Origin of the sequence: Limnospira indica PCC 8005 (assembly GCF_000973065.1) — a bacterium.
Lineage (GTDB): Bacteria > Cyanobacteriota > Cyanobacteriia > Cyanobacteriales > Microcoleaceae > Limnospira > Limnospira fusiformis.
Map to the genome: position 1 here is coordinate 4,809,217 of NZ_FO818640.1, position 26,279 is coordinate 4,835,495.

Below are 26,279 nucleotides of genomic sequence, written 5' to 3' on the forward strand. Positions count from 1 at the left end.
CACTATTTAGAAGTAGACTGACGCAAAATTGGCGATAGGTCAAAATCGGGGACGGCGTAAGTATCTGGACCGCCATAACTACCGACAAAAATAACTAACGCTGTCAGTAACAAAAACAAAAACCCAACCGATCCCAACCCTTGAGACTCATAATCGTAGTCGTATCGATAACGAGGGTCAGAGTTAAGATCCACGTGAATATGGATATTTTTTCCTTCGATTTCGGTGCGATCGTAGCGAATTCTATCACGGTTTGAACCTCTCATGGTAACTTCTCCCTGGTGGTCAACTGTTAGTCTATTGCAGCCACCAGGACAGCCATTCAGGATCAAGCCAAAATAGCAGAAGTTAGGATCGAGTTAAATTCAACTAGCCGACATATCCAATTTGACCAACGAACCTGATTCATTGGTACGATAAACCAATTCATTTGCGCCGTCCGTTACTTTCACCTCCCACCCAGGGACAATCGCTAAAGTACAAAAAGCACCATCTTCCGGTAATCCCAAACAACCATCAGGCCATAATACTGGTTGAGCCTCCATGATTCTCAATTCAGAATCTGGTAACACGAACTGTTGGGATGCTGCCGCCAAAACACCTTGGACAACTTCGAGACCAATAACAGTTAACATACCTCCCTCATCAAGTCCAATCAAATCAGCATCAGAACCGGGAACCACTACTTCTTCTAAAAAGATAACTGCTTCGGGAAAGTCTGGCGGTTGTAAAAAGGTGATGAAGTCTATACCTGTTTCCAGGTTAAATTCTACCCCCAAATCCAATCCATCAGGTTCGTTAAAGTTGCCAGTTTGCAAAATGGTAGTGGTGGTAGTGTCAAAGTTGAAATTCAATTCACTGGTGGGAGGAAGCGGAAAATCGTAGTCAAAACTTTGTATGGGGTTCCCATCAGGGTCAAAGAAGGTTATTTGTAGGTCACTGAGTTGATCACGGGTAACTATGGTTCCCTCAAAACGCCTATCATAACTAAATTCTCCGATGGCGGTATAGCCGAAAATTCCTTGCCAGAATAAGGGATAGGTAATCAAGTCCTCGCTGAGAGGGGACGAAGCAAATACAAAGTTATCTGCTGTTAACTCAGCCGCTGTTTTTCCTAATACTATGGTCAGGGGTACGCCATCTAAACTAATGACTATATCAGGGTTAACTTCAGTGAGTGTCAGCCGTTCAAAACTGAGAGTAGGATCATCTAAACCAATGACATCAACTCCGGGTTCAAAATCAGTAATTACACTGGGATTAATGGGGAAATTGCCGTTATTTAAAATCCAAAACTGGTCAGAACCTGGGCCACCTGTAAGAGTGTCGCCATCAATTCCAGCAAATAATTGATCATCCCCCAAGTCTCCAAATAGTTGGCTACGAATGCCACCAATTAATACATCGTCTCCTTGACCGCCAAATAATTGGTTATTGCTGCCAGTTGATGCGTCTAGGATATCAGAACCTAACCCACCATACAGAATATCATTATTGCCTGCTAATAAGACATCATTTCCGTCTAATCCGTAGATCTGATTATTGCCACCGCCAACACTGCCATCAATTGTATCATTAGCTACAGTGCCAAATTGGATGGTATTATTTAAGCCTTCCAGACTGATATTCAGACCTGGCTGTGATGACATCAAGGCTTCCAGTCCTAATTCTGATGGAGTCATGATAATTCTTGGATAATTCAACAGTTGTCGCCGTCAGGCTATCATGGACTTCCTGAAATCGTCAAAGTTCTGATAATTATATAGTTAAGTATTCCGGCTATCAGTCACCAAAAATCCCCCACCAAAAGGCGGAGGATTAAGCGGTTTAGGTAATAGGGTTGATATTAGGCGTCGCTTTCAATATGGATGAACAGCAAACCCATCAAAACTGCAGGCATCAACCAGCAAACAACAGGAATCAAAATCCAAGGCAGGAAGGAAGCAGCGTAATCACCAGTCATGCTATAGGTCTCCTAATTTCAAAAGTTCAGGTTAATTTTTTACAAAAAAACCGACAGACTGATATTTGTGTGAAAATTCAGTCAGAATCGTGCTGATTAATTATTGACAAAACCTCTAAAGATTGCGTCAACAACAGCAAAGTTTTCTAACAAGAAAAATGCCAAAAATGCACTTCCCATACCGCCGATGAAAAATCCACCAGCGAATTGGCTCCAACCGGCGGCGCTTTGCAGGGAATCACCTTCTTCGGATTTATCCCCTTGGAAAGTTACCAAACCGTAAGCGGCTAAACAGGCTGTGGCAATCAGTAACATAGCCAAGCCACAAATCAGGCCATTGAGGTTGGCGAACTCAGTGCCGCGTTGGGTTCCAAATTTAACCCAGGGACCACCGATAAAGTAACCGTGAGCCATACCGATTTCTAAGCCTCGCAGAAGAGGAGACAGACCGGGACGGTAGGCGGGAAGGTTGCCGATAAAGGTGCGGGTGAAGGCGGAATCACTAATGGGGGTGGATAGATGACCTACAAAGGGATCGCCGTTGTAGGCTTGAATCAACCCTTGATCCGTTGCTTGAGGCATACTGATTTTTCTCCTGTTCGCTTAAAATCTTGAGTTCAGGTGTTAAGCTCATATTTTAAGCAGCCCTGTGCAAACTATCGACAAAAATGGGAGTTAGCGTTAAAAAAGTTCACATATAATCCTAAAAGTTCATAAATTTTTACGTTTTCTGGCCCGATACCACTGGGAGAGGGTGGGGCTGGGAATACGGAGAAGGTAACCGATAATGACGATTTGGTTAATTAGGGTGGTTTGGAGGATGCCAATTTGCTCCCAGCGCCTGGCTGAGGTGATGACTGGGACTGGGGCGATCGCAATTTTGCCCCGTTTCTGTAGTTGCCGCACCAGTGCAAAGTCTTCCATAATTGGTAAATCGGGAAAACCGCCAATATCCCTAAAGGTTTGGGTTTTCATAAATAAGGCTTGGTCGCCGTAGGGGAGTTGACAATAATGCGATCGCATTTTTACCCCGAATTCCACCCAACGCAGTGGTAACATGGGGGCGGCGATTTCCAGTTCAAAGGCTCCCGCGATAATCTCAGGTTGACGGAGAATTTGCTCTATCCAATGGTTAAAAGCGTCGGGAAGCTGGGTGTCACCGTGCAAGAAGAGGATAGTATCTCCGGTGGCTATCGCGGCTCCTGCGTTCATTTGTCGGGCTTTCCCGGCTGCTGTGGTGATGACTTGGACGCTGAAAGATTGGGCGATGGTAACGGTTTCATCTTGACTGCCACCATCAACTACAATTACTTCAATGCCTTTGATACCCTGCAATTGCTTGAGGGTATGGGGGAGGGTTTGCGCTTCATTGAGGACGGGGATAATAATTGATATTTGGGGAATGTTGGCAATATGGCGATCGCTATGGGGTTGGGTCAATCTAGGGGTTCCTGGCTTGAAAATGGTCATCTGTTTCCAATTACTGGTAGCATTATATATCAACTGCGAAACAGACGGGTATACTGGATTTCGTGAGCCATGCTTGCTAATCCTAATCCCCAACTACAGCTAACTAAATCATCATCGTTTAACATCAGTATTTGCTGGCTAATTTCGGTGAGAGTTGGGGAAAGTTGCCAGAGCAGTTTTTGTCCGATGGTTTGACCTAATGGAATGAGTTTGACTCCGGCACCGATGATATGGGTAGCCCAACTATGCAGATATCCCAGTAGGGCTGTTTGGGGGTCTATCTGGCTATGGGCGGCGGTAATTCCAAAGGCGATCGCATAATTACAAGGCTGATCAATGGCTGATTTTATGTATTGAAAATAATCATGATCGCCATTATTTGCCTGGTAGATTTCCCCCATTAGTGCCAAAAGAGAGTTACCCATCTGCCAGCTTTGCAGACGCAATTCTGATGTTTCTTTACTGGCACTTAACCAACTATTCCAATGACATATACTGGCTAAATCTTGATTGATAAAACTCTGAAAAGCTCTCATCATTAGGGCGGCTTCCAGACGAATCGCGCCATAATTGAGGTCTTGAATTAACCAGTGATTCAGGTCTTCGGCGTTGGCGATAGATCCAGTTTCGACCAGAGTTTCTAATCCATCAGAATAGCTATAAGCACCTAAAGGCAACGCCGGACTAGATAGTTGTAATAATGGTAAAATCAAAGCCTGTCTCTTCCCTCCCTTCTCTTATCCAATTAATGATCATGCCCATGGTAGGCTCCCCTGTCGGGGTAAAATGGGGCGATTTCCTGGGTGACATGGCATCCTAACTTAATCAGTAAATCTGCTAAAACTCCATCAGGTTCCAGGCGCAAATACTGGCTGGTAATTTCTAGGGGAACATGACGATTGCCCAAATGATAGGCGGCGCGAATGAGATCTAAATTAGTCTGGGCTGTAACTGTGATGACGGGTTCTGGTTGAGCGACAATAGCTACAACTTTATCCCCGGTTTCGGAAATTAGGCGATCGCCCTCGGAGATATTCACACCACGATCCAAACATAAAGTCATGCGATCGCCGCCGGGGATATCAATATGTTGTCTAGTCTTAGTGCGTTGTTCCGCTGTTAGGGCGATCGTCCAGTCCGGTATGCGATCGAGATCCGGTGCTAATTTTTGAGTAAAAACCAACATGATGGTCACCACCAAGTAATTTCGGACTAGGGGACGCTTATCCGCCTTTTGAATCAGGGGGATAAGCCTTCCCAACTTTGCTAAAGCAAACCGATAAAGTGCAAAGGTCCCTGACCAGTAATCAATTCGACAATCACAGCGACAATTCCAATCATAGCCAAGCGACCATTCCAGACTTCCGCTGCTGTAGTCATACCCCATTCCCAACGTTCCTGGGGATACATTTTGACCCGTTTGCTGGGGCGCACCACTTCCGAGAAATGAACACTAGGACTTTCTAAAGCCTCAACCACCATATCAGCCAAATCATTAATAAAAACCGGATGAGTGTTCAAAGCCGGAACCCGGTAAAAATTCTTAATCCCGGACTCTTCGGCTAATTCCCGATACTCCATATCAATTTCTTGGAGAGTTTCGATATGTTCGGATACAAAACTAATCGGTACAACCAATAAATCCTCGACCCCTTGCTGTGCTAATTCAGGGATAGCCTCTTCGGTGTAAGGTTTTAGCCATTCCACCGGACCAACGCGGCTTTGATAGGCCAGGGTGTGGGGGTTAGGGCGGTTAAGAGTTTTCATAATCAACTCAGTACACCTTTCAATCTCAGCCTGATAGGGGTCTCCGGCTTCCTCAACATATTTAAGGGGGACTCCGTGGGCGCTGAAGAAAATATGGACTTGATCAGGGTTAGGACAGTGATCAAGTTCCTGGGCGATTAGTTGCGCCATAGCTTGTAAATATCCCGATCGCTGATACCAGGAGGGAACCACGGTATAATCAATTTTTTGTAGTTCCGGGTCATCTTCCCAAATCCTCTCAAGCAGCCTAAAACTAGAACCACTGGTGCTAATGGAAAATTGCGGATATAGGGGGAGAATCACTAATTCGTCAATGCGATCGCGCTTAATTTTAGCCAATGCTTCCTCGGTAAAGGGATGCCAGTAGCGCATTCCCACATATACCTGAGCATTATTACCTTTTTCCCCAAGTTTTTCTTCCAGGGCGACCGCCTGTTCTTCGGTAATCCTTCGCAGTGGAGACCCACCCCCAATTTCTTTATAATTTTCCTGGGATTTTGTGTGGCGCATGGTGGCAATCATCCAGGCTAGAGGTTTTTGCAGCCAAGTAAATGGCAGCCGGATAATTTCTGGATCGGAAAATAGATTGTACAGAAAGGGGCGGACATCCTCTAATTGTTCAGGTCCGCCTAGATTCAATAGTAAGACTCCAACTCTTCCCATGGCGCTTAACAGGTTCCCAGACTCTAATTATTGTTACCCATTTTAACAAAATAATATATCAATAGGATCAAAGTCTATAGCAGAAGTTAAGGATTTTTGATTGATGGCAACATTTCTGAGACCGTTAAGCTATCGCTATCAGTGGCTGTATGATGGGATTTCCGCCGTGGCTGCTTTGGCTGTAGGTGGTGAAAGTCGGTTTCGCCGCCTCGCCCTAGAGGGTTTGTCTATCACCCCAGAAACGCGGGTGTTAGATTTGTGTTGTGGCAGCGGACAGGCTACCCAGATTATCGCACAATACTCGCAACAAGTCACGGGTTTGGACGCATCAAGGCGATCGCTTTCTAGGGCCAGGGCTAATGTCCCCACTGCTGAGTATGTGGAAGCCTTTGCCGAAAATATGCCTTTTGAGGACTGTAGTTTTGATTTAGTCCATACTAGCGCCGCCCTCCATGAGATGGCCCCCGACCAGTTACAACAAATTTTAAGGGAGGTTTACCGGGTACTCAAGCCAGGGGGTATATTTACTCTGGTGGATTTCCATAAACCGACTAATCCCATATTTTGGCCGGGTGTGGCGATGTTTCTATGGTTGTTTGAAACGGAAACCGCTTGGGAGTTAATTGATACCGACTTAAAAGGCTTACTGACTTCTATGGGGTTTCAAGTGGATCTTTCCTCACCCATGGCGGACCGGACTGCTTTTCGTCTCTATGCTGGGGGGAGTTTACAAGTTATTCAGGCCCAAAAGCCTAGTTGACTGACAGAAGTTTAAGTTTTTGGAGCAAGTTTTAACAAATATGTGGAAATATTAAGGATTGCTACATTTTGAGGCAGTTGCGAAAATTTTGTGATAAAAACTTGGACTTAAAGATAGTAAAATTTGTCAATTCTGCTGAAGTTTAAACCTTAGATTAGGAGAAGTCCATTGATTTACTCAACTTTAATTGCAGCGGCTCCTAGCACTTTACCCTGGAGTCCCAATGTTGCCATTGTGATGATTGTTTGTAATGTTTTGGCGATCGCTATTGGTAAATTCACCATTAAACAACAAAACGTAGGCGCACCCACCCCCATTGCTGGTATGAGTGCTGGTGCTGTAGTTGGAAGTGCTTGCTTAGGTCATATCCTGGGTGCTGGTGTAATTCTGGGACTGGCTAACGTCGGTGGACTTTAAAAGTTAGATTTGGCACTGATTGTCAAGGGTTTTTATACCTTCTTTCCTCAGTCTAAATTAGACCAGGAAAGGAGGTTTTATTTATGGGAGATTAATTATGATAATCTCCCCCAGAACCATAGCACCAAGCATCAACCCAGCGATGAATATAATACTGTTGTTGAGCAGATAATTTTTGAGTGAGAGGGTTCAGAGACTTTCCGAGAGGGTACAGTAGACTATAGCTGGCTAAATTCAAATAGTGAATAGTCCAATCAACTAAATTTCCTAACCCCACCTGGGGAATCACTTTTAAGACAATAGCAGGGTGTAGAATTCCGGTAGTAAATAAAGTTTTAGCTAAGGCGGGAAATTGAATAACATCTTGTAAAAAAGGTTTAAGCACTGGTTCCCCCAAACGCTCCATATCCTGAAATACGGCGGCGAGAAGTTGATTAATACTATGACTATTAATGGTTTTATCCATCGGGACACTCATAGATTTTTGAAATAACCAAGTCACCGACAAACTGGGTTGATATGGTTGTAACAAAGCCAGAGATTTACTATCCAAAATATTAGCTTTCAATGCTTCATCAATACCGTTAGTTAAGCGATTCAGATGGCGTACCATTGCGCCAAAACCACCAAAACTTAAAGGGGACTGGCTACCGCTACTATCACCAATGGGGATAATAGAATTCCAGGGAGTTGCTAGGGGACTCTGGCGATAACAGGGGAAAAAACCAAATAAGGCTCGTTTAAAATTTAACTGGGATAATTCCACATTTTGATATTGAGGAAGTAGGGTTAAATAATCCTCAAAAAAGTCTGTTAAACTGGGTCTAGCTGGGTGTGCATCAAGATAACTAAACATATAGGTAGTGCGTCCGTCTCGGGCTGGGAAAGCCTCCCAAAAATACTGACATTGATTTTGCACAGGAGTAAAAGAAGCGAATATATCTCCGGTTTCATTGCTAGGATATCCGGTGGCGCAAGTCCCGACCACTAAACAAACAGCATCAGGAGTTTTTCCCTGTCTGGCTTGTTTGATAATGGGGGAAAAGTGACCCATTGCATCTAGTAATAGTCGGCTGGTTAAAGTTTGATTGACTCCGGTTTCTACGGTAACTCCATTGGGGTGAATGGTGGCGGCTTGGTAGGGGGTATTTTCTAAGAGTTGACCGCCAGCTTCTAAAAACCGGGTTTTGATGGTTTCTAGCAAATAAACTGGGTCAACACCAATATTAAGAACATCTCTAACCCAGATATCGGGAATGTCAGGAAAGCTAATTCTAGCGGGGTTATATTCAGTGGCGATCGCTTTTTCTAATTCTTCTGGAGAGAGTAAATTTAATTGCTCAAATACCTGAAGTTCATGGCGGGAAATATTCCATTCTTGTTCTCGTCCCCTCAATTGTCCGCGTTCACAGACGGCGACGCGCCATCCTTTTTTGGCTAAGGTCGCACCGATAATAATTCCTAATGTTCCCCCACAAACTATGACATCATAATCAATTTGGTTAAGGGGTTGATCGGTTTCTGTGACGGTTTCTGGTATGGGTAGGCTATGGTTTTTGATAGCTTCCCAAAGGCGATCGGCGTTTTGTAGTCCGGTGAGAGGGTTTCCCGGAATTTGCGACAGAATTTGTTGAGTCAGAGACATGGCGTTTACAAGTTATCTTCAAGTTTGATAATACACTGGGAATAATTATTCATATTCTAACTCTATTCTGCGATAATTTCTTCCATAGTTCTGAAAAAGCGATCGCCATAACTAGAAGCAGCACGAACTTTGTTAATGTCTATGATTTCTCAAAGCTGGCAACCATGAGCAATTTTCTGATATTTGCCTTTTTGGGTATGACGAGTTGCTTCATTGAGAATAGTTGGTAATCTGTCCTTGGCTATGATTTCCACATTAGAATTTTCAGGGATTAAGTTTTTTCTAAATCCGTTTCCGTAGAACTTAATTAAGGCATCAATATCAGCAATAAACCAAGCCTCCATTGCTTGTACCATAAGATGACAGTAGCGATCGCTAACTTGGGCATCATTCCAGTGATCTCGATTTCTTAAATGTTGCCATGGGTTGTTATTGGTGACAGGTGCTTCTGAGTCAACTAATAAAATATTGCAACAATTCGGATGATCTACTAAAGCCTTGGTAAAACATTCATAGGCATTATTCCGCGAGCCACAGATAATTATATTCCATTTGAGCCGGCGAACACGAACCTTTTTTACCAAGTCTCTAAAGCACTGATTAAAACTACTTCTAAGTCGAGCTTTAGTATTTTTACTATCTCCCCCACCTTCAATATAAATGCGAATTTCCTTTACCATCGATTTCCCCCAATTTCACCCATTCTCCATAAGTCTCCCAGAGTGTAGTTTTCCAGCCATTTTTTGAGTTTATCGGCTTCCAATCGACGAATAAAACTTCCACTTTCATGGCGATCGCATACTAATACTGACTCCGGCGGAAGTGCTGATATTAAAGCATCAGAATGGGTTGTAACAATCAGTTGAGTTCTTTCTGAGGCGGATATTAGCATTTCAGCAATCATTGGGAGTATATCAGGATGTAAACCTATTTCGGGTTCTTCTATACATAAAATCGGTCCTGGTGTCGGATCAAGTAGTAAAGCCATTAAAAATAAATAACGCAGTGTACCATCAGAAAGACGAGTAGCTGGGATCGGCTGAATTAAATCTTTTTCGCGAATAAATATCTGGACTGTACCACCATAAATTTTGATGATCAGTTCCTCGGCTTCTTCGTAAAATTTTTGTAAATTCTCGATAATTTCCCGACTTCCCAATTGATATTGTAAGTTATTTAACACCAATCCCAGGTTACTAATGTCTTCTAATATTGGGTGGGAAGGTAAATCAGTTTGTTGAGCCAATCTGGGTTCAGAATATCTGCCAATTTGCCAGTTACGATATAGATTAATCTGTGCAAATTGAGCAGCCAGATAACTTAACTGAGGATACATATCTGGATCTTTTCTTTGGGATAAAACTGATTGTTCGGGACTCAGAGTTTCTCGACGTAAGGCTCTTTTTTTGTATCCATCAACTTCGGTAGCCTCATTGATAACTGGACGACCCCCTTGATAACGATAAAAAAAATATGGTTCATTTTCTCCTGGATAAGGCTGTTCATTTTCGATTGCTTCATCAATGATTTCTAACCTCTGACCAGTTTCGGTAAAACTGATTCTGTAGCGCAGATTCATTGAACCTTCTAGGGGTGCAATAGTTGCGTCAATTTCGGCTATAGGAATTTTTTGGGTTCCTTTCCACAGGAAATCACTAATTCCTCCTCCTTGACGAATGGGAGTAGTTAAATCTGTAGGAGTGGCTTTTAAAATCCCCAAGGCTTCGATTAAATTAGATTTACCGGAAGCGTTACGACCGATTAATACATTTAAAGGCTCTAATTTAAGCGGTTCTGTATCACTCCCGTAGGAGAGCAAGTTTCGCAACTTTAGACTATGAATAAACTGGGACACCATTAAATTTTTAAATAGGTAAATAGGTTTGATCTAATATAACACAAATCCCAGAATTAGGTCAATTTTGACAGAGAGATTACTGTAGCCATACTATAGCCATCCTCCAAGATTGGCAGCCTAGCCGGGGTATATGGTAAAATAGTAAGTAGTCTAAATGATGTCTTTTTGCTTCTGAATAATCGCAGTTAATCCCCAATAAATCAATAAATGTAACCCCAATATACCCCAATTTAATAATAAATTTTCCCAGGTGGGTTCATAAACTGATGATAACTCAAAGGGTTGGGGAATAATTGTGCCATCAGGGAGGGTTACGGGTGGGGGAATTAGGGAATTTATATCGACCAGGGAACCATAAGCACCCATAGACCAGCGACTGACCATTAACCAAGAAACTACTCGGCTAATTCCTGACATTTGAAATAATACCCCAGAAAAAATAATTTGTGGTAATAATAGCAGGGGTAATGCACTATTAGCCTGGGCGCTATTTTGCACATAAGCGGATACTAACACACCTAAACCCATGGCTGATATGAGGGTCAAAAAGGTGGTAATACTTACCCCTAAAATCCATGGGAATAAAGGGGTTGATGGAGATTGAAAGCAGATGGCAATTATCCCTACCATGAACAGGGTTTGTAAAAGGGCTAATCCTGATAAGACAATGAATTTGGATCCTAAATAAGAAACAATCCGTAAATTTACTAACCTTTCGCGGGTATAAATAGCGGTTTCTTTCACTAATTCTTGCAGAGAACTAGATAAACCCACCCAGATAGCGGCACAGGTAAAAACAAATAACACTTGTCGCGCTAAAGATGCTAAACTGATGTCAGCATCTCCCAGAAAGGGGTCTCGATCGCCTATAGCTAACCTAATCAATAAAATTCCCACAGGCGCGGTTAGCAAATTCAGTAATAAATTAAACGGATCTCGCTTAATAAGCCGCCAATAGCGTTGAGTTAAAATTGATAATTGTTGGGGAATATTGGCGAGTTTTTGCGTGGCAGGTTGCCGCTGTTTTTCGGGTGTTTCTCCCCCAGTTAGATGATTAACTACATAATTCTGAAATTGGGGAGATTTGCGAAACCGTAAAGACCAATCTTGAGCGATCGCTTCTCCCTCTTCCAACAAATTATAAATATCGGCAAAATCTCCCGTATCTAAATCAAAAAACTCGAAGGCTTCCCCTGGGGGTCCAAAATAACATAACCTTCCTCCCCTTCCTAAAAACACGACTCGATCGCACATCATCATATTGGCGGTGGCGTGGGTAACTAAAATCACTGTCCGTCCTTGGTTAGCCAAACGACGCAACAATTCCATCATCTTTTTATCCAACCCCGGATCAAGTCCTGATGTCGGTTCATCAAGAAAAAATAACTTAGGATCCGCTAACAATTCCACCCCGATACTAACCCGTTTTCGTTGTCCGCCGCTAAGTTGCGACACCATGACATCACGGCGATCGAGCATTTCTATTTCATAGAGAGTTTTAGTAACTGTGGCTTCAATATCTGCGTCTGGGGGTAAGCGTAATTTAGCCGCATAGGTGAGAACTTCTCCTACCGTTAAGTGGCGATGAATAATATCATCCTGGGGAACATAACCTATTTGATGACGATAGAGATTAAAGTTTTGTTGTAATTCGTCACCATTCAAATAAACGGAACCCTTAGTAGTCGGACTCAGACCCAATAACGTTCGCATTAGGGTAGATTTTCCTGCACCACTCCCCCCCACTAATGCTACAAATTGTCCGGGTTCAATGGCGAAGGTTAAATCACTTAATAATACCTTCGATTTCCCTCGTCGATCGCGAACTAATCGCAGCAATCTTTGAGCATCTAATCTAATGCGATCGCCTAAATCCATGATTTCTAAATTATCCCCCTGACGCATCAGGGTAAACGGACCGATTCTGATGGTATCGCCATCTAGCAATCGCGTAGCTTTCTCGATTCTTTTACCATTAACAAATATGCCGTTAGCACTATAATCATTTAAAATATAATGACCCGTGTCTAATGGTTCAATAATCCCATGACATCGTGATACAATAGGGGAATCTAACTGTACTGTCGCGGTGGAGTCTCTACCTAACATCACCGATCGCTCTTTTAAAGAGATAGCCGGAATGGCTGAATAGGGGGAGGTGCTGGGATTATTAGGGTCAAAGTAGCGCAACCTAATCTGATTTTTGGGATTCTGACCGATGGTAATTTCCACCCCACTATGTAGTCGATAGCCTTCCTTAACTGTAATTCTAGTATGGTTGACAAACAGACCATTAGTGCTGGGTTGCTGTCCGTCTCCGTCAAAAATATGGTAGGTGTCTCCGATTTGGCGTAGCATTAGATGACCGGAGGAAATCACCAGCCAGGTTTCGGGAACTACTAAATCAGCGCGGCTGCGATCGCGCCCCAAAATATGCTGATTTTGGGTCAATTCAAAGGTGATAATTTGTCCCTGATTGTTTAATTCTAAATAGGGGGACTTCTTAGATAAGTTGGACTTCCCATTTAAACCCGTCATCCCTACACCTCCCAAATCCTATCAGGTCAGCATAGCAAATATATGCACCTGTTGAGTTAACAGACCAGGGACTATGGACAGGGGACTAGGGACTAGGGACAATTAAAAATCCCCCTGAATTAGGGGGACCGAAGGAAGTAGCCGAGGGTTGAATCAGTTGGATAATTTTAGTAATCTGGGGTAATATCCCCAAGAATTGATAGGGTTTTATCAAAATTTTCTTCACCAATAGAGAAGTTTATGCTATATGAATATATGACAGTTGTCGGCGATTTTCAATAGCATCAATTTGGGACTTAATCCACTCCAAATCAGGAGAAATAATTTGTTCACCTGTTAAGTGGTCGTAGGCTTCCCAACTGCCATTAACATCGGCATCATACCAGATAAACCAGTCGCGATAAAGTTCGCCTTCGTCAATATCTGGACACAAGGCCAGCCAATCATCTCCAGTAAAGTGATCAACCTCATCGGCAATTAGATATAGCCAAGAATTGGATTCAACATCGGAGGTAGTAGGGGAAAAAATGGTAGATGTCATCGTTTTTTGTGTGAACTCGATAACTGTAATATACCCAGTGTCTGATTAACTTTGGGATAGTGTATGTGACAGTATTTGAACTGTGACAGTTCCCAAAACCATCAAATTTAGATCTGTAGTAGTCACCCAAAACCAGAAAGACTGGCATAATAACTGAGATGTCAACCTAGGTGTTTGGCGACCTTTCAACTGTCATGACCATTGTTTAACTCTGAGGTTTCTGGCCACTTCAAGCCGCTTGTGCTTGAGTTTTTTTTTCCTCAGACTTGATCACGATCCATTTGCCACTTATGGGGTCACGGTAAGTGGTGAATGGATTAGACTTTAGTTTTTTGTAACCAATTTGAGTATCCATCTGCTTAATTCTGATCAAATCGCCCTCAGTCTTTACAGATCAGGGGCGGGAGGACTAAAGGGTTAGAGTTGGGTTGAAATCGGTATGAACTCTAAAAACTATGCCCTGTATGTTCATTATTGTGCGAAACCTCTCTTATTTACCGTGATACTATGCCCTTGTTCAGGTGAAATTGATCAGATATGATTGTGATATGAAACACCTATGACTTGTGATCTTGCATCCGTGATTTTTCGGAGGTTATACTGTCCCGGTGAGGATAGACCTGGTAACTAATTGACGATTTGCCAGAAAAAGGTTTTATGATGTGGTAAAAGCTGATTTTGAGGATATGATGCACAAAAGAATCGAAGTTTTAGCTACCCGCGAGGAAATAGTCAGACGATCGCCAGAAATCATCCTCAGCAAAATGGAGGCGGCGATTCAAAGCCGAAATCGGTTTACCATAGCCTTAGCTGGGGGAGGGACTCCCAAACCCGTTTATGAGGCCTTAGCCAAACAAGATCTACCCCTAGACCAGATCCATATTTTCTGGGGAGATGAACGCTATGTACCCCCAGACCACCCAGATAGTAACCAAAAAATGGCTCGCAGTGCTTGGTTAGATCGGGTAAACTTCCCAGAGTCTAACATTCATCCTATGCCCACAGGTAGTGGCAATCCCCAAGTAGACGCAGAAAAGCACGATCGCCAAATTCGAGAATTTTTTGGGGTGGCTCCCGGAGAATTTCCCAGATTTGATATGATATTGTTGGGAATGGGGGATGATGCCCATACAGCCTCTCTGTTTCCTTTTACAGATGCACTACAAGTGTGCGATCGCCTAGTAACAGTTGGCAATAAAGACGGTGAACCTCGCATCACCTTCACCATTCCCCTAATCAATCAAGCTGATTGTGTCGTCTTCCTGGTAGCCGGGGCTAGTAAGCGATCGGCTTTGGCTGAAGTTTTTGCACCCACAGGGGATGCAAACGCCTACCCCAGTCGCTTCATTCAACCCCAGGGTGAACTTTGGTGGCTACTTGATGCGGCGGCGGGAGAAGAAATCCAGAAAAGCTGAGATTTTAGAGACTGATGCTAGGTTAGGATCTAATTGTTAGCTATGGTGCGATCGCTTTCGATAGCGTAAGGAGAACTCTATGATTGTCTGTCCAAACTGTAATCATCAGAACCCAGAGGGCGCAACTCAGTGCGAATCTTGTTATACTCCCCTTCCCACGACCACCAGTTGTCCCAATTGTGGCGCAACAGTCCAAGCCGATGCTTCTTTCTGCGGTCAGTGTGGTTATAATTTGCTACCGACCCCAGGCGGTGAAGAAAACCAGAACCCTGATTTAATTCCGACAGTAGTTCCGCCGCTACCAGATTTGGTACTTCCTGACCCCTTACCAGATGAAGAGGTCCCCACAGTAGCATCTGGTTCTAATTCGGCTGTGAATTTACAAAAATCAGGTCCCTCACCCGTTGCTAGTCCTAGTCCATCTTTCCCGCCACCTCAGCCAGACCCAGACCCAGACCCAGACCCAGACCCAGACCCAGTACAACCCCCAACTCAGTCAACAACAGTCCCCACCACAGCCATACCCCTACCATCCTCACCCCCCCCAGCAGCAGTGGTGAGCGCGGGAACTCACGCCACCCAACTTCAGCAACAAACTGCTAAATTGATTCATGTTCAAAGTACAACTCCGCTAGAAATCCCCCAAAACTTACCCGTGATTCATATTGGTAAACCTAATGATCTAGTTCCCCCGGATATAGATGTTTCTGGGTTTACTAATGCGGAAATCGTTTCGCGAACCCATGCTAATATTCGCCTAGAAGGCGATGCCTATTATATTGAGGATGTGGGTAGTTCTAACGGAACATATATTAACAATATTCCTCTGCCAAAAGGAAACCGTCATCGGTTGCGACCAGGCGATCGCATCGCTTTAGGTAAAGGGGATCTGGTGTCGTTTATTTTTCAGTTGTCCTAAGACCTGACCCGTCAATTGCCAGCCACTCAAAACTCACTGGAAACCGGGATGATTTTTAACACATTGGCTGTGCTTTGTCAACAATTATGTTACAATTAATAATGGCTGTAACTGTAAAAGGAAAAATTGGCTATGAACGCTAAGAAAGGAATCATCAAACGTAGTGACCTAATCGGTCGCCTAGTCCTCGATCGCCAAAGTGTCGAACAATTAGGCCACATCGAAGAAATAGCAGCAGATCTGAACTCCAACCAAGTGATAGGCTTCACTACCAAGTCAGGAATGTTACCAGTGGGAGGCAAAAAACGGGCATTTAGTTGGCAACAAATTGAGACTATTGGGGTCGATGCTGTTCTGGTGAATAAATCCTCAGATGAGGGCAATTTTATATTGCCAGAAAATGCTGATTCTAGCATTAATCATGAAGTGTGGACTAATGCTGGTAAAAAAGTGGGGGTTCTGGTTGACTATCTAATTAAAAATGATACGGGTACAGTGACTAATTATTTGTTCAAAACTGATGGTGGTTTGCGAGGCATTTTACAGGGAGTCTATATTATGCCAGCATCAGCCATGACCAGTGCGGGTAGTAAGCGAGTAATTGTGTCAGAATCAATGGTTGAAAATCCGCCCCAGTATACAGAAGGCTTAGATCAAAAAATTCGTCAGGCGGCGGAATTTTTACAGGAGGATTTGGAAAGGACTCTCAGCGACCTGGAAGGCTTAAAACAAGAAGCCCAAAAGTTATCTAAATCATTGGAAAGGGTGGCTGATCAAGATGATCGCGAAGATGATAGCGAAAAAGTTGGCTCTAAGGATTCAAGCCAGCCACAATAGATGAATCAGATTAATAAGTAGGTGATCCAAATGCCTCCCATGACCATATATAAGGCTTAGTCTTGATTTTGGGAAACTTACTTATTTGATATTAAAGCTGTCTGTAGTCATTGATTACACCTATGATGACCAGTGAAAAACTTAGCAGAAAAGGCTCAAAATCTGCTCTGCTAATCACACTATAACTTATAGGTGGGTTATCTATCCTTCACCAGTTTGTTGTATATTTTTGCCTATTAAATTTTGGTGTGATTACTCTCATCCTGCTTCATTCTAGCCGACCTATTCCTTTGCATCGTTGGACTTTTGAGGATAAACCGATCTTGCGTATTGGTCGCTCGAAAGATAATGATGTTACTATTGGTAGTGCCGTGGTTTCAAGACATCATCTGGAATTGTGGAATAAAACCTCTGGATGGGAATTAGTCAATTTTGGTGCTAATGGCACTTATGTTAATAATCAGATGGTTAACAAGAGGCGAATTGTAGATGGTATGGTAGTCCGTTTAGGACATACCGGACCCCGGCTTTTAATTCGCTTAAAACCTGTTAATGATATTCAACTCAACAAGCAATTAGATATCCCCGATTTAGAAGATTTAGCAGCCAATGATATCACCGAATCCGACCCAGGTCATACCACCCGGATCGAGTTTGATGATGATGATGATGATTAAACATTCAGGGAATTTAACTAGCTTTAATCTGGTCAAATCACGATCGCGATCGCCTTTTTTTAATCCCATATTGAGCAGCTTTGAAGGCTAAATAAGCTATCAGGCTACTGATAGCGATCGCACTCAAAAACGGATGGGGATATTTGCCAAATTCTGCTTCCCAGGGAAAGGTCATCCGTTGCTGTTCAAATAACAATCCGCTACAGGAAGCAACGATCGCACCCCCAGCAATTCCTACCCCCAACGCCTGAATGTGATCCTCTAGTTGTTGCTGCTTTTCTTGTATGTGGCGATCGCGTTCCGCTTGGTCAATTTCTACTAATCCCCGAATCGTCGCAATCGCTTGATTAAGTAGGTTGGAACCGGGGTTAAAATAGTTTAAATCCGCGCGGATTTGTTCCTGAAAGGCGATCGCTTCCTTTTCGTAAAATAACCGCCAACCTTCTAGGGGGGTGTCCGCTAGTTGTTCCATGCGTTCTAAGGTCGTTTGATAGTTTTTGCTATTGATGGCGATCGTATTGCGCGCATATTCCATATTTCGCAGTTGTTGAGAATAGTTGAGGGAAGTCGCCAGCAGCGTTTTTAACGTGATTTTCAACTTTTGCAATTCGGCGGCGGACAGCGTTTCCGTTTTTTCCCGATTCAGATAGTTTTGATGTAACTCACTTAATTGGATTTCATTTTCCGTCACAATGCGATCGGCGCGATCGTAATAAATCCGACTATCTTGAAAACTTTTGGCGATTTTGTGATAATATAGTAGTAATTCCGGCAATTCCCAATAACACTTTTGCAGGATTACAGTTGGCTCTTCTTCAAATAGAAACCAAGTCAATAAATGACCGTAGGGATTTTCCTGTAAATCCGCCTTCGGACTACCGTACTCGTAGAGATATCCCCCCAGCAGATTATAAGCGCGATAGAGACGGGGTAATTTTTCCCCATTTTTCAGGTGAAAAAACTTAATCCAGCCCTCTCTAGCCAAGGGTTCCAAGTCGCGGATATGCTCCGGTTTGGTCCTGTTTAAATAGGCACTTAATAACAGAGTTTGCCCTAAATTGGCAGCCGAGTCCGGTTCCGGTTTAAAGCAATTCCCCGGGTTGAATTTAGCTAAATCCGCCAGTTGATATTCATCTTGTCCGGGGTTTTCCGGTTGGTAAATATTCAGATTTAGGGCATAACTATCATGGAGACATTGAGGATAAATAAACCCTTCCAAATCCTGTTTGGTGGTAAAAAATTTGATAGCTCTTTTATCATCAGCCCCCACGAGCAAATCGAAATTTTTGGAGGGTTCATCTAACCGAATATCTAGCGGTAAGTCTACCTTGAACTTCTTAAAAATACTGCCATATTTTGCCCGCACCCATTGGGGGTTAATGTCGTCTAAAGTTTGGGCGGGGGTATCATCATTTGATGTCACTAACCCTCGATGATATTGATAGGCGAACCAATATAAACTAGGGGCATAAATTGGGGCTATTTTATCGCTCATGTTTCTGGCTGCTAAGTTGGCTAAACAGATTAAGACTGTGCTGCTTCTTTCGCCTCTCGCGCCCTAGCCACTAATAAAGCCTTATTATAGACAATTTCTGGGCGTTCTCCCTCCGCTGGCTTCGGGATTTCATCCCCTTGTTGAGCCATGTGAAGGCGCACAGTTATTAACTGTTCTCGGTTGAAGGTGATTTGATGCTTGTTACACCAGCCTTTAATGATTTTAGCCAGCTTTAAGGTTTTATCCTCGGCGGCGGTCAATTCGTCTTCTAATGCTTGTAGATTTTCCGACAGTTGCGGGTAATTTTGGGGGTCGGTTTTTGCTTGTTCCAGCCAGGTGAGGAAGTCTTCAATAATTTGTAGGAAATCTGACGGAATGCGATCGCTCATGGTACAATCTCCTTAGATTAGAAAACCCTGTTTCTGGCAGCATTTAAGCTGTCTTACCTCATTTTAACACAGAAACCCCCCTTTTTTACCACTTGGTTTTGGCTGTGGCTTCTTGGGTTGGGTTCGGGTTGGGTTCCGTGTTGGGTTCCGTGTTGGGTTGCTGGTTGGGTTCCGTGTTGGGTTCCGCTGCGCTTCACCCAACCTACAATTCATTATTAATTGTTAATTATTCATTATTAATTATTGACTGCGCTTCACCCAACCTACAATTCATTATTAATTGTTAATTATTCATTATTAATTATTGACTGCGCTTCACCCAACCTACAATTTATTTGAGGTTGTTCTCGAACTTCTAAAAAGTCCGGCGTAAACTCAGATAAGTTATTCCACCAATTGTTATCAAAATATCCCTGAGAATCAGAGTCTTTTTGTGGCGTTTTACCCTCATCAGCTATGACCTGATTAATATAGGCTAAAACCTTAGCTAACTGGGATTCTGGCAGGGTTTCAATGGCTTTAATTAGTTGTTCTCTGGCTGTCATCTGTTGTTTACCTCCAATTATCAATTACAATCGCTGGCTGTTGGGTTGCTGGTTGGGTTCCGTGTTGGGTTCGGGTTGGGTTCCGTGTTGGGTTCGGGTTGGGTTGCTGGTTGGGTTCCGTGTTGGGTTGCGCTGCGCTTCACCCAACCTACAATTCATTATTAATTGTTAATTATTAATTATTAATTGTTAATTATTAATTATTAATTATTAATTGATTACAAGCCGATCGCCACAAAAGCCGACCAATAACGCCAATCGCCAAACGGACAACTTTCATGATAATCCATCAACTTCAAATCGATTTTATCACACTCCTCTTCTGTCATTTTTAGACCATCAGAACACCACTCTAAAAAACCCGCCGCCGAAACCTCCCTTAGCCAATTTTGTGCCTTATGTAACGCCATCACGACCCGCGCATCTTTCCAAAATTCATAATAGAAACGAATCGCTAAACAAGCCGTCGCGAAATCATCCACACACCATAAACTACTCACTACCGTCGGAGTTCCCGCATACAAAAATCCACTCGCTAACCCAATATATTCATCCGTTAATAAACTCCCCATCAGTCCCGTCTCACAAGCCGAAAGCATCACCAGACGACAGGCGGGAATGTCTAAATTCCGATAAATTTCCCCTAGGGTTAAGCCTTGCTGTGCCGTGTCGAAGCAGCGACCATTCCGGAGGGTAAGGGTCTGGCGTTTTTTCTCCGTGGGGTCAGATTCAAGGGGTGCATCCCCTGCCAAAATAATAGCGGAATTGAGGGGATTTGCGCCGTCAAAGGCTCCGTGACAGGAAAAATGAATCAGATGACTCTCGCGCAGTTTCTCTAGGGTTTCCCGGCGATTGAGGGCGGATTTGGTCGCCGCTTCCTGGCTGAGGATATAGCAGTTGGGGTCGAAGTAGGGGCGGATGAACTCCACCTCCATTTGGGCATAGTTGAGGTCTTTGGTGGGGTTCTGCACGGCGAAGAATTGGGGCGCGGTGGCGGGTTGGGGGCGGTTGTGGAGGTAGTCGAGGATTTGGCAACTGGGGGCGTAGCTGACCCCTTGGCTAAAGCGCTCCAGTAACGGGGTAGCGGGGGCGTTGAGGTCAACGGATAAGGCGTGGAGGGGGAACAGGTGCAGGTAGAGGTGGGGAATCAGAATCAGCCGTTGACAAATCGGCGGCAGGGGTGCGATGATATCCGATAGGTGAAGATATTCGGTGAGGTCATCTAGGCGATCGCCTAGAGCTTGATACCAACTCGCTTGGCGGTAGTCCGCGAAGTAGGTTTGGTTGAATTGGTCGAGGCGCTGGCGTTGGTCGGCGCTGTAGCAGTGAACGTCGATATGGGGGCGGTCTTCGTCTAGGGTGACCGTGAACGCCCAGGCTCCCAAGTTCGGGTCTTGGGGGAGATACCATTCGATGAGAGCCGTTTCCGGGGTCAGGAGTTGGCGAAAGTCCGGGAGTTGGGGGCGCACGGTCTGGAAGGCGTTAAAGGCGGGGTCGTTGATTTCCGCCAGCAGGGTTTGCCGTTGTTGGAGCAGGCTTTGCAGGGGAGTGGTTCCCCGTGCCTCGGTGGCGGTGGCGAGTTCCAGGTTTGCCCGGATTTCCCCGCTTCCCGGTGTCCCCGTCTTCCCGTCGGTGGGGTTCTCCGTGGGGGCGAAGGATTGTTGCAGGGCGGCGATTTCCCGGTTGAGTTGGCGGTATTGTTCCTGTTGTTCGGGGGTGGCGTTTTTGGGAACCAGGTCGGCGCTGGTGAGCATTTCCATCAGGGTGCGGGACTTACTGCGATCGACGGTCAGCAGGGCTTGCTCGTAGCGTTCCAGGTGGATGCAGGCTTGTATCATTTTGCCATAGAGGGGCAGGGCATCTTCCAGGATTTGCCGTTTCGTGTCCGGGGAGGTCGCCCAGTCCCGGCTCTGTTCCACGGCGCGGATGGCGTTGTCGTAGCCTTGGATGGCGATTTCCCAGTTTTGCAGGTCATAGCCGAAGTTGCCGAGGTTGCGTCCGGTTTTGAGGCAGTCTAGGGGGAAGGAGGAGGGGGTGTAGACTTCTAAGGCGGATTGGAAGCAGTGAATTGCCGACTCGATATTGTCGGCTCGCTCTCCCCGGATGCGGTCAGAGTAGGCACTCCCCAAGTTATTTTGAGTCGTTGCCCAATATTCGGGAAAGGCGGTGCGGGTGCGGACTTCCAAGGCGGCTTGGTAGTAGCCAATCGCCGACTCGATATTGTCCGCTCGCTCTCCCCGGATGCGGTCAGAGTAGGCAATCCCCAAGTTATTTTGAGTCATTGCCCAATATTCGGGAAAGGCGGTGCGGGTTATGACTTCCAAGGCGGCTTGGTAGTAGCCAATCGCCGACTCGATATTGTCCGCTCGCTCTCCCCGGATGCGGTCAGAGTAGGCAATCCCCAAGTTATTTTGAGTCATTGCCCAATATTCGGGAAAGGCGGTGCGGGTTATGACTTCCAAGGCGGCTTGGTAGTAGCCAATCGCCGACTCGATATTGTCGGCTCGCTCTCCCCGGATGCGGTCAGAGTAGGCATTCCCCAAGCCCATTTGAGTCCTTGCCCAATCTTCGGGAAAGGCGGTGCGGGTTATGACTTCCAAGGCGGCTTGGTAGTAGCCAATCGCCGACTCGATATTGTCCGCTCGCTCTCCCCGGATGCGGTCTGAGTAGGCAGCCCCCAAGTTTATTTGAGTCGTTGCCCATTCATAGGGAAATGCCGTGCGGGTGAAGACTTCTAAGGCGGCTTGGTAGTAGCCAATCGCCGACTCGATATTGTCCGCTCGCTCTCCCCGGATGCGGTCTGAGTAGGCAGCCCCCAAGTTTATTTGAGTCGTTGCCCATTCATAGGGAAATGCCGTGCGGGTGAAGACTTCTAAGGCGGCTTGGTAGCAGCGAATCGCCGACTCGATATTGTCCGCTCGCTCTCCCCGGATGCGGGTTTGGTAGGCATTCCCCAAGTTATTTTGAGTCCTTGCCCAATCTTCGGGAAATGCCGTGCGGGTTATGACTTCTAAGGCGGCTTGGTAGGCAACAATGGCAATTTCCAGATTATTGGCTCGACTGCCTAATGGGAATTGCTGAATATAAACAGCAAAATTATTAAGATGTTTGGCGAGGTCTTCATTTTTCCTAATACGTTTGGGGTCAAGTTGGGAGTGAAACCATTGGCTGAGGGTTTCGGCAAACTCAAGGTCGAGTTTATCTTGGTATTTTTGGAAAATGGGATAAACTTTTTTCCTGCTTAACCCGCTTTTTTGGGCTTTCAGGATTTTTAACCAAATTGCTAAATACTCACTTCTACTGGTTAACCCGCTGTTTTGGGCTTCCAGGATTTCTAACCCAATTGCTAAATACTCAGGGGATATCCCCTCAACAGTCAGGTGGGAGGTTCTGGGAGACTGGGAGGCGAATAATAATAGGATGTTGAGCCTCTGCCATAGATTTTGCCATTTCTCACGCCAACTGGACATGGTTCCGCCTCCCTGAGTCTTGTTTCCGTGTAGTCGGTGCGGTGAAGCCTCGCGCGACCCCAACTCGATTATACCCCACCCGGCGACTCCGAGCAACCGGGTTAATCTCAGCTCATTGGGCATCCACCGCGCAAATGGCCTGGTCTTAGCCTGCGGCGATTTCCCAGTTTTGCGGGTCAGAGCCGAGGTCGCGTGGGGTGTTGAGGCCCTATAGGGGTAAGGAGGATGTACAGGCCCCTCCTTGTCAGGAAGCGATCGCCTCTTGGATATTGTCGGCTCCCTCTGTGGGGATGGGGTATACTCGGAGAAACCGGGTTTCTTAACCCCCCCGGTTCACAAGTCACGGGAAAAGCGAGCCAAAAGTTCTTCCCGTGATAACTGCCAAATCAACTGAGCTTGTTCCAATGGGGGAACTGCAATCAACCCGTCGATAATCTCAGCTAATTCGGCATCCACCGCCCCAAACTTCACTTGTAGCATACTTTCTAGGAGCGATCGTTGTCCTTGCTGAACTCCTTGTTGTCCGAGAAACCCGGTTTCTTTGAGAAACCGGGTTTCTTAACCCCCCCAGTTCACAAGTCACGGGAAAAGCGAGCCAAAAGTTCTTCCCGTGATAACTGCCAAATCAACTGAGCTTGTTCCAATGGGGGAACTGCAATCAACCGGTCGATAATCTCAGCTAATTCGGCATCGACCGCCCCAAACTTCACTTGTAGCATACTTTCTAGGAGCGATCGCTGTCCTTGCTGGATACCTTCTTCCTTAACAGTTTGTAACCGTTGTAAATACAGGGGTGATAGTTCCATAATTAACTCTCTCTCTTCTGGGTCTAAATTTTGCCGCGCTTCTAGCATCGCGCGCAGGTTATACAGTAATTCTAGCGTGGTTTCTCGGGTGGGATTGTCTCCTGGTAGTTGATAGAGTTCTTGCAAGGCTTGTTTTTGGACTCTCCCCGTCCCCAAAATCCGCAACCATAGGGTTTCTGCTGTCGGCGGTAGTTGGTGGATTACTATAATAGCGCTTTCCAGTCCCTTCGGCATAAAGTACACGCCACTCATCCAGTTTTCCAGGTCTACCATAGCGCCAAAATCTGCTAAGATGGCAGGGGATGCGGTCGGGGTCAGAATCCACAACCGGGGTGATTCTCCGGGAGCGAGCCGTCTTTTTTCCCGGTCGGCTTGGCGTTCCCATTGCGCCTTCATCTCTAATATCTTCACCAGACAACTGCGAATTTCTCTGGCTCTAACGGGATTGCTAAAAGGCTCAAAAACCGCTGGGGTGGTGGCTAATCTTCCCAATAAGCCTAGGTGACTAGCTGGGGCGATATTTTCCGGGTTGGGTGTGAAAAAGATGTCAATTTCTCGCCTTTCTGAAGCCATGGTTTTGCTGGTTTCAGTTTTACCTAATGGCTTTAAGAGTTCCTGGATATATTGCTTGGTGAATTGGTCGTAGATAAATCGGGTCATTTATAGCTGTTTTCTAGGTCTCTAATTACTAATTATACTCTAGTCTGGCTCCGACAGCAGCCCTCAATTGCTGCCTTCACCCCCCCAACTGAGAAACCCGGTTTCTTTGAGAAACCGGGTTTCTTAACCCCCCGGTTATATGTCACCGGAAAAGCGAGCCAAAAGTTCTTCCCGTGATAACTGCCAAATCAACTGAGCTTGTTCCAATGGGGGAACTGCAATCAACCCGTCGATAATCTCAGCTAATTCGGCATCCACCGCCCCAAACTTCACTTGTAGCATACTTTCTAGGAGCGATCGCTGTCCTTGCTGAACTCCTTGTTGTCCGAGAAACCCGGTTTGAGAAACCGGGTTTCTTAATCCCCCCAGTTCACAAGTCACCGGAAAAGCGAGCCAAAAGTTCTTCCCGTGATAACTGCCAAATCAACTGAGCTTGTTCCAATGGGGGAACTGCAATCAACCGGTCGATAATCTCAGCTAATTCGGCATCGACCGCCCCAAACTTCACTTGTAGCATACTTTCTAGGAGCGATCGCTGTCCTTGCTGAACTCCTTGTTGTCCGAGAAACCCGGTTTCTTTGAGAAACCGGGTTTCTTAACCCCCCCAGTTCACAAGTCACGGGAAAAGCGAGCCAAAAGTTCTTCCCGTGATAACTGCCAAATCAACTGAGCTTGTTCCAATGGGGGAACTGCAATCAACCGGTCGATAATCTCAGCTAATTCGGCATCGACCGCCCCAAACTTCACTTGTAGCATACTTTCTAGGAGCGATCGTTGTCCTTGCTGGATACCTTGCTGAACTCCTTGCTGGATACCTTGCTGAACTCCTTGTTGGATACCTTGCTGGATACCCTGTTGAACTCCTTGCTGGATACCTTCTTCCTTAACAGTTTGTAACCGTTGTAAATACAGGGGTGATAGTTCCATGATTAACTCTCTCTCTTCTGGGTCTAAATTTTGCCGCGCTTCTAGCATCGCGCGCAGGTTATACAGTAATTCTAGCGTGGTTTCTCGGGTGGGATTGTCTCCTGGTAGTTGATAGAGTTCTTGCAAGGCTTGTTTTTGGACTCTCCCCGTCCCTAAAATCCGCAACCATAGGGTTTCTGCTGTCGGCGGTAGTTGGTCATCCTATTATAGCTAAATGCTGAGAAACCGGGTTTCTATGGATATCTCGGTTAGGATACAGAAACCCTGACAGCAACCCGGTTTCTTTGATTCCACTCAACCTCAGACATTTCCAGAACTTGTTGGAGAGAGGCAGAGAGTTCAATAGGCATAAAATATGCGTTAGGATAGAGGTAATCTTCCCCTGATTCATCAATTATCCGCAGCATTTGATGACTATTCGCTTTTGAGTCGGGTAAGACTGGATAAATCTTGCGAACTTCTAGGGAAGCTGCATAGTCTGTATTTTTGATGCCAACAACAAAGTTCATTAGTTCAT

At 45.1% G+C, this 26,279-nt stretch carries 28 protein-coding genes and 1 pseudogene; 6 read left to right on the top strand and 23 right to left on the bottom strand.

What is annotated here, in order from left to right; genetic code table 11:
- Positions 1-2: 2 nt before the first annotated feature.
- The 8 genes from XZ46_RS21100 to hemH form a co-directional block, all read right to left on the bottom strand.
- Positions 3-266: a hypothetical protein gene (locus tag XZ46_RS21100; RefSeq protein WP_006623824.1), complete on the bottom strand. Its 264-nt coding sequence runs from the start codon at positions 264-266 to the stop codon at positions 3-5.
- A 99-nt stretch (positions 267-365) separates the two neighbouring features.
- Positions 366-1,682: a DUF8738 domain-containing protein gene (locus XZ46_RS21105; protein WP_008053677.1), complete on the bottom strand. Its 1,317-nt coding sequence runs from the start codon at positions 1,680-1,682 to the stop codon at positions 366-368.
- A gap of 164 nt (positions 1,683-1,846) precedes the next feature.
- A complete protein-coding gene (locus XZ46_RS30620) occupies positions 1,847-1,963 on the bottom strand; it encodes a photosystem I reaction center subunit VIII (protein ID WP_006618478.1) in 117 nt (38 codons plus the stop codon).
- Between the two features lie 96 nt (positions 1,964-2,059).
- Positions 2,060-2,545 carry a photosystem I reaction center protein subunit XI gene (locus XZ46_RS21115; RefSeq protein ID WP_006623822.1) on the bottom strand — a complete coding sequence of 162 codons (486 nt, stop codon included), beginning with the start codon at positions 2,543-2,545 and terminating at the stop codon, positions 2,060-2,062.
- Between the two features lie 129 nt (positions 2,546-2,674).
- On the bottom strand, positions 2,675-3,433 hold the full coding sequence (locus XZ46_RS21120) for a TIGR04283 family arsenosugar biosynthesis glycosyltransferase (RefSeq protein WP_008053678.1): 759 nt from the start codon (positions 3,431-3,433) through the stop codon (positions 2,675-2,677).
- A gap of 29 nt (positions 3,434-3,462) precedes the next feature.
- Positions 3,463-4,146, bottom strand: a complete 684-nt coding sequence (locus XZ46_RS21125) for an urease accessory protein UreF (protein WP_008053679.1) — start codon at positions 4,144-4,146, stop codon at positions 3,463-3,465.
- A 32-nt stretch (positions 4,147-4,178) separates the two neighbouring features.
- On the bottom strand, positions 4,179-4,619 hold the full coding sequence (gene ureE / locus XZ46_RS21130) for an urease accessory protein UreE (RefSeq protein WP_008053680.1): 441 nt from the start codon (positions 4,617-4,619) through the stop codon (positions 4,179-4,181).
- A gap of 80 nt (positions 4,620-4,699) precedes the next feature.
- Complete coding sequence (gene hemH, locus XZ46_RS21135) at positions 4,700-5,863, bottom strand: ferrochelatase (protein WP_006668453.1); 1,164 nt, start codon at positions 5,861-5,863, stop codon at positions 4,700-4,702.
- Positions 5,864-5,966: 103 nt separating this feature from the next.
- Here hemH and XZ46_RS21140 point away from each other — a divergent pair, with 103 nt between their 5' ends.
- A complete protein-coding gene (locus XZ46_RS21140) occupies positions 5,967-6,623 on the top strand; it encodes a class I SAM-dependent methyltransferase (protein WP_006623817.1) in 657 nt (218 codons plus the stop codon).
- 168 nt (positions 6,624-6,791) lie between these two features.
- Positions 6,792-7,040 carry a photosystem I reaction center subunit PsaK gene (gene psaK / locus XZ46_RS21145; RefSeq protein WP_006623816.1) on the top strand — a complete coding sequence of 83 codons (249 nt, stop codon included), beginning with the start codon at positions 6,792-6,794 and terminating at the stop codon, positions 7,038-7,040.
- A gap of 91 nt (positions 7,041-7,131) precedes the next feature.
- Here psaK and XZ46_RS21150 read toward each other — a convergent pair whose 3' ends face one another.
- The 5 genes from XZ46_RS21150 to XZ46_RS21170 form a co-directional block, all read right to left on the bottom strand.
- Positions 7,132-8,685 carry an FAD-dependent oxidoreductase gene (locus XZ46_RS21150; RefSeq protein WP_006623815.1) on the bottom strand — a complete coding sequence of 518 codons (1,554 nt, stop codon included), beginning with the start codon at positions 8,683-8,685 and terminating at the stop codon, positions 7,132-7,134.
- A 149-nt stretch (positions 8,686-8,834) separates the two neighbouring features.
- Positions 8,835-9,365 (bottom strand): DUF4276 family protein, encoded by a 531-nt coding sequence (locus XZ46_RS21155; protein WP_008053690.1) that lies wholly within the window; start codon positions 9,363-9,365, stop codon positions 8,835-8,837.
- On the bottom strand, positions 9,359-10,543 hold the full coding sequence (locus tag XZ46_RS21160) for an AAA family ATPase (RefSeq protein ID WP_006623813.1): 1,185 nt from the start codon (positions 10,541-10,543) through the stop codon (positions 9,359-9,361). Before XZ46_RS21160 ends, XZ46_RS21155 begins: the two co-directional genes overlap by 7 nt.
- A gap of 150 nt (positions 10,544-10,693) precedes the next feature.
- Entirely contained in the window at positions 10,694-13,081 is a 2,388-nt protein-coding gene (locus tag XZ46_RS21165) for an ATP-binding cassette domain-containing protein (RefSeq protein WP_008053691.1), read from the bottom strand.
- Positions 13,082-13,319: 238 nt separating this feature from the next.
- Positions 13,320-13,622 (bottom strand): hypothetical protein, encoded by a 303-nt coding sequence (locus XZ46_RS21170; protein ID WP_006623809.1) that lies wholly within the window; start codon positions 13,620-13,622, stop codon positions 13,320-13,322.
- Between the two features lie 689 nt (positions 13,623-14,311).
- Between XZ46_RS21170 and pgl the strand changes: the two genes are divergently transcribed.
- The 4 genes from pgl (at position 14,312) to XZ46_RS21190 (ending at position 17,470) form a co-directional block, all read left to right on the top strand.
- Entirely contained in the window at positions 14,312-15,037 is a 726-nt protein-coding gene (pgl, locus tag XZ46_RS21175; RefSeq protein ID WP_008053696.1) for a 6-phosphogluconolactonase, read from the top strand.
- Between the two features lie 79 nt (positions 15,038-15,116).
- Positions 15,117-15,956 (top strand): double zinc ribbon and FHA domain-containing protein, encoded by an 840-nt coding sequence (locus XZ46_RS21180; protein WP_006623806.1) that lies wholly within the window; start codon positions 15,117-15,119, stop codon positions 15,954-15,956.
- 132 nt (positions 15,957-16,088) lie between these two features.
- On the top strand, positions 16,089-16,793 hold the full coding sequence (locus XZ46_RS21185; RefSeq protein WP_006623805.1) for a PRC-barrel domain-containing protein: 705 nt from the start codon (positions 16,089-16,091) through the stop codon (positions 16,791-16,793).
- Positions 16,794-17,041: 248 nt separating this feature from the next.
- Positions 17,042-17,470 (top strand): FHA domain-containing protein, encoded by a 429-nt coding sequence (locus tag XZ46_RS21190; protein WP_008053707.1) that lies wholly within the window; start codon positions 17,042-17,044, stop codon positions 17,468-17,470.
- Positions 17,471-17,507: 37 nt separating this feature from the next.
- Here the strand turns inward: XZ46_RS21190 and XZ46_RS21195 are convergent, their stop codons facing one another.
- The 10 genes and pseudogenes from XZ46_RS21195 to XZ46_RS21235 all read right to left on the bottom strand — a co-directional run bounded on the left by XZ46_RS21195 (position 17,508) and on the right by XZ46_RS21235 (position 26,271).
- Positions 17,508-18,965, bottom strand: coding sequence for a hypothetical protein (locus XZ46_RS21195; protein WP_008053708.1), 1,458 nt, complete (start codon positions 18,963-18,965; stop codon positions 17,508-17,510).
- Positions 18,966-18,994: 29 nt separating this feature from the next.
- Positions 18,995-19,354 (bottom strand): hypothetical protein, encoded by a 360-nt coding sequence (locus XZ46_RS21200; protein ID WP_008053709.1) that lies wholly within the window; start codon positions 19,352-19,354, stop codon positions 18,995-18,997.
- 287 nt (positions 19,355-19,641) lie between these two features.
- Positions 19,642-19,899 carry a hypothetical protein gene (locus XZ46_RS21210; RefSeq protein WP_006668463.1) on the bottom strand — a complete coding sequence of 86 codons (258 nt, stop codon included), beginning with the start codon at positions 19,897-19,899 and terminating at the stop codon, positions 19,642-19,644.
- Between the two features lie 218 nt (positions 19,900-20,117).
- A complete protein-coding gene (locus XZ46_RS21215; RefSeq protein ID WP_008053710.1) occupies positions 20,118-23,369 on the bottom strand; it encodes a CHAT domain-containing protein in 3,252 nt (1,083 codons plus the stop codon).
- 333 nt (positions 23,370-23,702) lie between these two features.
- A complete protein-coding gene (locus tag XZ46_RS33160; protein WP_006668470.1) occupies positions 23,703-23,849 on the bottom strand; it encodes a hypothetical protein in 147 nt (48 codons plus the stop codon).
- 92 nt (positions 23,850-23,941) lie between these two features.
- Positions 23,942-24,835 carry a hypothetical protein gene (locus tag XZ46_RS21220; protein WP_008053718.1) on the bottom strand — a complete coding sequence of 298 codons (894 nt, stop codon included), beginning with the start codon at positions 24,833-24,835 and terminating at the stop codon, positions 23,942-23,944.
- Positions 24,836-24,970: 135 nt separating this feature from the next.
- A complete protein-coding gene (locus XZ46_RS21225; protein WP_008053719.1) occupies positions 24,971-25,216 on the bottom strand; it encodes a hypothetical protein in 246 nt (81 codons plus the stop codon).
- On the bottom strand, positions 25,206-25,352 hold the full coding sequence (locus tag XZ46_RS30625; RefSeq protein ID WP_006668469.1) for a hypothetical protein: 147 nt from the start codon (positions 25,350-25,352) through the stop codon (positions 25,206-25,208). Before XZ46_RS30625 ends, XZ46_RS21225 begins: the two co-directional genes overlap by 11 nt.
- 92 nt (positions 25,353-25,444) lie before the next feature.
- Positions 25,445-25,957, bottom strand: a pseudogene (locus XZ46_RS21230) (hypothetical protein); the annotation flags it as partial.
- 53 nt (positions 25,958-26,010) lie between these two features.
- Entirely contained in the window at positions 26,011-26,271 is a 261-nt protein-coding gene (locus XZ46_RS21235) for a hypothetical protein (protein ID WP_006623788.1), read from the bottom strand.
- Between the last annotated feature and the right edge of the window lie 8 nt (positions 26,272-26,279).